Raw genomic sequence first — 6,095 nt, forward strand, 5'->3', positions numbered from 1 at the left:
TTCTCTTTTTTAGATTTTTCTTTGTCTGAATCTTTCATAGCAGCTACTTTTCCTTTACTTACAACTATAGGCTCATCTAAAATTGCTTCTGATTTAACTTCCGCATTTAATGCTGGTTTTGCAGTTCTGGTTCTTGTACGAGTTACTGGTTTTATTACAGCTATAGTTTCTGTTGCCCCATTAACTTTATCTTCAAGGTTTGGCTCTTCTTCGGTAATTGATTTTTTATTAATCATAATTTTTTGTTTTGTTTACACTTAAAATTAATTTAACGTAAATTTTATTATAACAAAGATACCGTTTAATTCAGTTCGCCAATGTTAAGTTTTCATTTAAACGAAAAACTTACTATTTTCAAAATGGTTTCAACATACTATAAAAAGGAAAAGTAGCATCAAAAGAAAAATAAAACTCCACTAAAAAAGAAGAAGTCCTAAAGTCTTACTACTAGTTTTTACATAAAAAACTTTAATAGGTAATAAATTAATGCAGCTATCAGCGCTGAAACTGGGATGGTAAATATCCAAGCCCATAAAAGTTTAACGGTAACTCCCCATCGAACTGCTGAAACTCTTTTTGTCACTCCCACGCCAATAATTGAACCCGTAATAGTATGTGTTGTTGATACTGGAATTTTGAAATGTTCTGTAATAAACAAGGTTAACGCACCTGCCGATTCTGCAACAACGCCCTCATATGCGGTTACTTTCGTAATTTTAGAACCCATTGTTTTAATAATTTTCCAACCACCACTCAACGTTCCTAAAGCAATGGCACTGTAGCAAGCCAACGGAATCCATGAAGGCATTTGACCGTCAATTTTTACACCGTTTTTATCTGATGGTAAAACTACATTCAAATCCAGCCAACCCATAGACATATTGGCATGCGGATGTGTGTTTAAGTAAACGGCAACAGCTGCGGCAATGATTCCCATAACCTTTTGTGAGTCGTTACCACCGTGACCTAAACTAAAAGAGGCAGAAGATAGTAATTGCATTTTTTTTAATACTTTTTCAGCCTTTGATGTTGACAAACTACTAAATACTAAATTAAATAGTGCAACACTGTAAAAGATAATCGCCACTAACGACCACTTAATATTGGATGGTTCGCAAATCACACTCCAAAAAGGGCTTTCAAATCGTGGCTTTTTGATGTTCTCATAACCAACCAATACTTTGGATAAAAACCATAGCACTAACAACATTAAAACTACAGTCAAAATTTTTGGCAAACTGTTTTTACGGGAAGAATACATCAACCAAAGTGATATAAAATAGGAAATTATCATTCCTAATAGCGGAGCCAAAACAATAAAAGCAATAATTACCGAAACTCCCGAAGGCAAGCTTCCGTTTTCTCCCGGTTTGTACCAATTTACAATATTGTACCAATGTTTTGTAAGCTGCACTCCATCCTCTACAACAAAATAATCAGAAAAGCCGTGAACAGAAATCGCATGAGCAATAGCCGCTCCAGCAAAACCACCAATTAAGGTATGCGAAGACGACGAAGGAATTCCTTTCCACCATGTAATTAAATTCCAAATAATAGCAGCAATAACTCCTGATAATATTACTGTTAAATTTATACTGTCTGTTTTTGCGGTTTTCGCAACCGTATCGGCTACTCCAAACCCAAAAACCCAATACGCTAGAAAATTGAAAAATGCTGCCCAAAGTACAGCCTGAAAAGGCGTCAACACTTTTGTTGCAACAATAGTGGCTATCGAATTTGCCGCATCATGAAAACCATTTATATAATCAAAGACTAAAGCCAGGACTATAATTACAATTAGTAATGTCATAATTTCCTAATGGATTGCTTTTATGAGTGTTTAACTGAAATTTGTTCCATTACGTTGGAAACACTTTTACATTTATCCGATGCCATTTCAAGGGCAGAAAGTACTTCTTTGTACTTAATAATGTTTTTTGCATCTACCTCATTTTCAAAAATATCTGCCACTGCTTTATCAAAAACCGAATCGGCTTTGCTCTCCAGCTTATTAATTTTTTTACAGGTTTCTTTTATCGCTTTGTGATTCATTACTTTCAATTCTTTGATGCCAATGCCAATTAATTGACAGGCTTCTAAATTAATTTCTGTTAACTTACGTATAGATTTTGTGATTTTTTCGACCTGATATAAACGCATTCTGCTTGCTGCGCCATGCATATTATCGGCAACGTTATCTATAGCTTTTATTAACGAATGAATGTCTTCTCTATCAAAAGGGGTAATAAAATTTTTACTCAATTCTAAGTGCGTTTTATGGGTAATCTCCTCAATTTCTGCCTCTAGTTCTTCAATTTTTCTAAAGTATTCCTCTCTTTCATTTTTTGGAACATTAACTGCTTCATGAAGTGTTTCGGCCAACAGCGTAAGATTATAAGATGCTTGATCAAAAAGCGGAAAAAACTTTTTATCTTTAGGAACTAAAAACTGGAAAATATTGTTAAGAGTCATTACTTTTTCTATTTATTTGAGACAAATGTATTTTTCTAATGTTAAGTGAATATTAACTCATCAAAAATATGTCATTTTCTTATTCATTTACAAATTCAAATAAACGGAAATTATCTTATTAAAAACGTTTTCGTATTTTAGCACGCAATCACAAAATAAAAAGTATATTTTATAATGGATATCAACTTCAATAAAAACGAGGATCACAACAAACTTTTACTTTCCGATTTAAAACAACGCTTCGCCAAAGTAAAAATTGGTGGCGGCGAAAAACGTATCGAAAAATTGCACGCCGAAGGTAAAATGACGGCTCGTGAACGCATCGATTATTTGCTTGATGCTAAAGCAAAAAATATCGAAATTGGAGCTTTTGTAGGCGATGAAATGTACAAGGAACACGGTGGTTGCCCATCGGGCGGTGTAATTATTAAGGTTGGATATATAAAAGGTAAACAATGTATCGTAGTTGCCAATGATGCCACAGTAAAAGCAGGCGCATGGTTTCCTATTACCGGAAAAAAAAACCTGCGTGCGCAAGAAATTGCTATGGAAAATAGGTTGCCGATAATTTATTTGGTCGATTCTGCCGGAGTTTATTTACCCCTGCAAGATGAAATTTTTCCCGATAAAGAACACTTTGGAAGAATTTTTAGAAACAATGCTATTATGAGTAGTATGGGAATTAGCCAAATTGCTGCCGTGATGGGAAGTTGTGTTGCTGGTGGAGCCTATCTTCCGATAATGAGCGATGAAGCAATGATTGTAGATAAAACTGGCAGTATTTTCTTGGCAGGAAGTTATTTAGTTAAAGCAGCCATTGGCGAAAACATCGACAACGAAACACTTGGTGGCGCAACAACGCACTGCGAAATATCGGGTGTAACCGATTATAAAGCTAAAGATGATGCAGACGCTTTGAATAGAATAAAAAGTATTGTCGGCAAAATTGGCGATTACGAAAAAGCAGGTTTTAACAGAGCAACACCTCAAAAACCAGCCTTGGATGAAAAAGAAATTTATGGTATTTTACCCAAAGCAAGAACAGAACAATACGATATGATAGAAATTATCAAACGACTTGTTGATAATTCAGAAATGGATATGTACAAAGAAGATTACGGAAAATCAATCATTACCAGCTATGCCAGAATCGACGGTTGGGCGGTCGGAATCGTAGCAAATCAAAGAATAGTTTCTAAAACCAAAAAGGGAGAAATCCAGTTTGGTGGTGTAATTTATTCTGATTCTGCTGATAAAGCCACACGTTTTATTGCCAATTGCAACCAAAAGAAAATCCCTTTGGTTTTTGTGCAAGACGTAACCGGATTTATGGTAGGTTCAAAATCAGAACATGGAGGAATTATTAAAGATGGTGCCAAGATGGTGAATGCGGTTTCCAATTCGGTGGTGCCAAAATTTACTGTAATTGTAGGTAATTCCTATGGCGCAGGAAATTATGCCATGTGCGGAAAAGCGTATGACCCAAGATTAATAGTGGCTTGGCCTAGTGCAGAACTCGCTGTTATGGGCGGAACGCAAGCTGCAAAAGTACTAGCACAAATAGAAGCCTCCTCATTAAAAGCAAAAGGCGAAACCGTAAACGAAAAAGTAGAACAAGAACTGTTTGATAAAATAAAAACACGTTACGACGCGCAAGTCTCCCCGTACTATGCAGCGGCAAGATTATGGACTGACGCTATTATCGACCCGCTGGAAACTCGAACCTGGATTTCTATGGGGATTGAAGCTGCCAATCATGCGCCTATTGAAAAGAAATTTAATCTGGGTGTGATTCAGGTTTAGAATTTTAGATTTTTTAGATTTGTAAAAAAGCCCCATCATAACAATGCCCCCAAATAGTGTTTAAACTTTTAGAGCTAAACGCATTGCGTTTACAAGCAAGTAATTACAAAATGGATTCAACAAATATAAAGCCCTTTTGACGATTTGTAAGAATAAAAATATTACACTTGAAATATATAATGCGAAACAAACCTTCGCCAATCTACCCAATTTTGGGTGTATATACGAACGTTTGTTTCGCCTATAAGTAAGTTGTGCGTCAGTTTAGGACGACACACATAAACAACATTAATAGATAGAAAATATGGCAGATTTAAAATGGAAAGAAGCAATTGAAAAAGTATTGAATGAAGAAAAAAAGCAACTTCATTATACAGAAATTGCCGAACTTATTGCTGAAAGAGGTTACAGAAAAGCACTTGGTGCGACACCTCAAGACACAGTAAGTGCAAACTTGACAACTGACATTAACACGAAGAAAGAAAAATCAATCTTTGCGAAAACAGCTAAAGGCTATTACATTTTACGCAAGTATTTAAATCAAACAGACGACAACGACACAGACGAAAGCGAACCTGAAATTGTAAACGACAAAATTGTAACGAAAGACACTCACAAAATAATAAATGCTTTCGGAATTTATTGGAACAGAAATCTTGTTCACTGGAAATCACAACCGGACTTGTTAGGCATTCAACAAATCGGTGCGACCGAAGTAAATTTTAAAGACCAAATCGGAATTTATTTATTACACGACAGCAGAGAAACTGTTTACGTTGGACAAGCGATTGAACAACCACTTGGTAAAAGACTAAAAGACCACACCACAGACAGACTTGCTGGACGTTGGGACAGATTTAGTTGGTTTGGTTTTTACCCAGTAACGGAAGACGCAAAACTAAATTTAAACGTAAAATTCAAGGATTTTACAATTCAAAATTTGGGTGACATTTTAGAGGCTATTCTCATTGAAAGTATTGAACCAAGACAAAACAGAAAACAAGGAAATTCATTTGTCGGACTTGAATATTTACAAATGGAAGCACCAGAAATTAAAAAGAAATTGAAACAACAACTTATACAAGAATTGACAGACAAATTATAAAATGGACACATCGAATTTAATAGCATTAGGGGCATTAATTGTTGCTGTTCTTGGACTATTTCCTCAATTCTACGGTATGTTTTCTAAAAAGAAAACAAAAAATAAAATTGATAAAACATCCGAAAAAGTAGAATCAAAAACAGAAGAACAACAAAAAGAAAACATTGAAAAAGAACCTATGCCTCCAATGCTACGAATTCTGATGTTAGTAGTGTTTGCCGTAGCAATTTTTCTAATTGAAATAATTATCTTCGGGATAATAGCACATCTTTGTGGAGTCAACGTAGACTTGGCTACAATGTCTTTAATCTGGAAAGTAATTTTTTATTCCCTTTTCTTCATTCCAGGAGTATTTTTATTCCTTGCTTTTTTAACTTTTGTGGCAAATACAACGGACTAAATAGAAATCATTTTGAAACGAAAGACAGATAGAACTAAAAAACCGAACCGCTAACAGCACCTAAAAAAAATGGCGGGGGACGTGCGAATATAAACAGTTGTGCAACTAATAAACATTGTGCGTATAGACAGTTTAGTGTTCCGAAGTTCGCCACTTCGTGAAGCCGCAGAACGTCAGGTTGTGAATAAACCCATGAATCGTCCTAAAATAGGTTGACTAAAAATTAAACACTTTTAGTATTCTATGGAAACATCAACAAATCAAGCCAGCCGAAAAAACGGCTATCAAAAAGTAACTTTCCAACACAAACTTTTT

Annotated in this window: 6 protein-coding genes; 3 read left to right on the top strand and 3 right to left on the bottom strand. The window is 35.2% G+C overall.

The genetic code is table 11. The features are described 5' to 3' along the window. From Q0Q96_RS06045 to Q0Q96_RS06055, 3 genes are all read right to left on the bottom strand, one after another. Nucleotides 1-236, bottom strand: a 236-nt coding sequence (locus Q0Q96_RS06045; RefSeq protein ID WP_293872338.1) for a hypothetical protein, incomplete at its 3' end; no start/stop codon positions are given. A gap of 218 nt (nucleotides 237-454) precedes the next feature. Continuing rightward, nucleotides 455-1,810, bottom strand: coding sequence for an inorganic phosphate transporter (locus tag Q0Q96_RS06050; protein ID WP_293872339.1), 1,356 nt, complete (start codon nucleotides 1,808-1,810; stop codon nucleotides 455-457). Nucleotides 1,811-1,830: 20 nt separating this feature from the next. Next, nucleotides 1,831-2,472 carry a DUF47 family protein gene (locus Q0Q96_RS06055; RefSeq protein WP_293872340.1) on the bottom strand — a complete coding sequence of 214 codons (642 nt, stop codon included), beginning with the start codon at nucleotides 2,470-2,472 and terminating at the stop codon, nucleotides 1,831-1,833. A gap of 174 nt (nucleotides 2,473-2,646) precedes the next feature. Between Q0Q96_RS06055 and Q0Q96_RS06060 the strand changes: the two genes are divergently transcribed. From Q0Q96_RS06060 to Q0Q96_RS06070, 3 genes are all read left to right on the top strand, one after another. Further along, the gene (locus Q0Q96_RS06060) at nucleotides 2,647-4,275 is read left to right on the top strand and encodes a carboxyl transferase domain-containing protein (protein ID WP_293872341.1); all 1,629 of its coding nucleotides are present in this window, start codon (nucleotides 2,647-2,649) and stop codon (nucleotides 4,273-4,275) included. 304 nt (nucleotides 4,276-4,579) lie between these two features. Further along, nucleotides 4,580-5,380 (top strand): HTH domain-containing protein, encoded by an 801-nt coding sequence (locus Q0Q96_RS06065; protein ID WP_293872342.1) that lies wholly within the window; start codon nucleotides 4,580-4,582, stop codon nucleotides 5,378-5,380. Nucleotide 5,381: 1 nt separating this feature from the next. Next, on the top strand, nucleotides 5,382-5,780 hold the full coding sequence (locus tag Q0Q96_RS06070; RefSeq protein ID WP_293872343.1) for a hypothetical protein: 399 nt from the start codon (nucleotides 5,382-5,384) through the stop codon (nucleotides 5,778-5,780). Nucleotides 5,781-6,095: the final 315 nt, after the last annotated feature.

The organism is Flavobacterium sp. (genome assembly GCF_025352015.1).
Taxonomy (GTDB): domain Bacteria; phylum Bacteroidota; class Bacteroidia; order Flavobacteriales; family Flavobacteriaceae; genus Flavobacterium.

Coding starts and splice junctions, on each gene's coding strand:
- Q0Q96_RS06055 (WP_293872340.1), bottom strand. CDS start 2,472: ATGACTCTTAACAATATTTTCCAGTTTTTAGTTCCTAAAGATAAAAAG.
- Q0Q96_RS06065 (WP_293872342.1), top strand. CDS start 4,580: ATGGCAGATTTAAAATGGAAAGAAGCAATTGAAAAAGTATTGAATGAA.
- Q0Q96_RS06070 (WP_293872343.1), top strand. CDS start 5,382: ATGGACACATCGAATTTAATAGCATTAGGGGCATTAATTGTTGCTGTT.
- Q0Q96_RS06060 (WP_293872341.1), top strand. CDS start 2,647: ATGGATATCAACTTCAATAAAAACGAGGATCACAACAAACTTTTACTT.
- Q0Q96_RS06050 (WP_293872339.1), bottom strand. CDS start 1,810: ATGACATTACTAATTGTAATTATAGTCCTGGCTTTAGTCTTTGATTAT.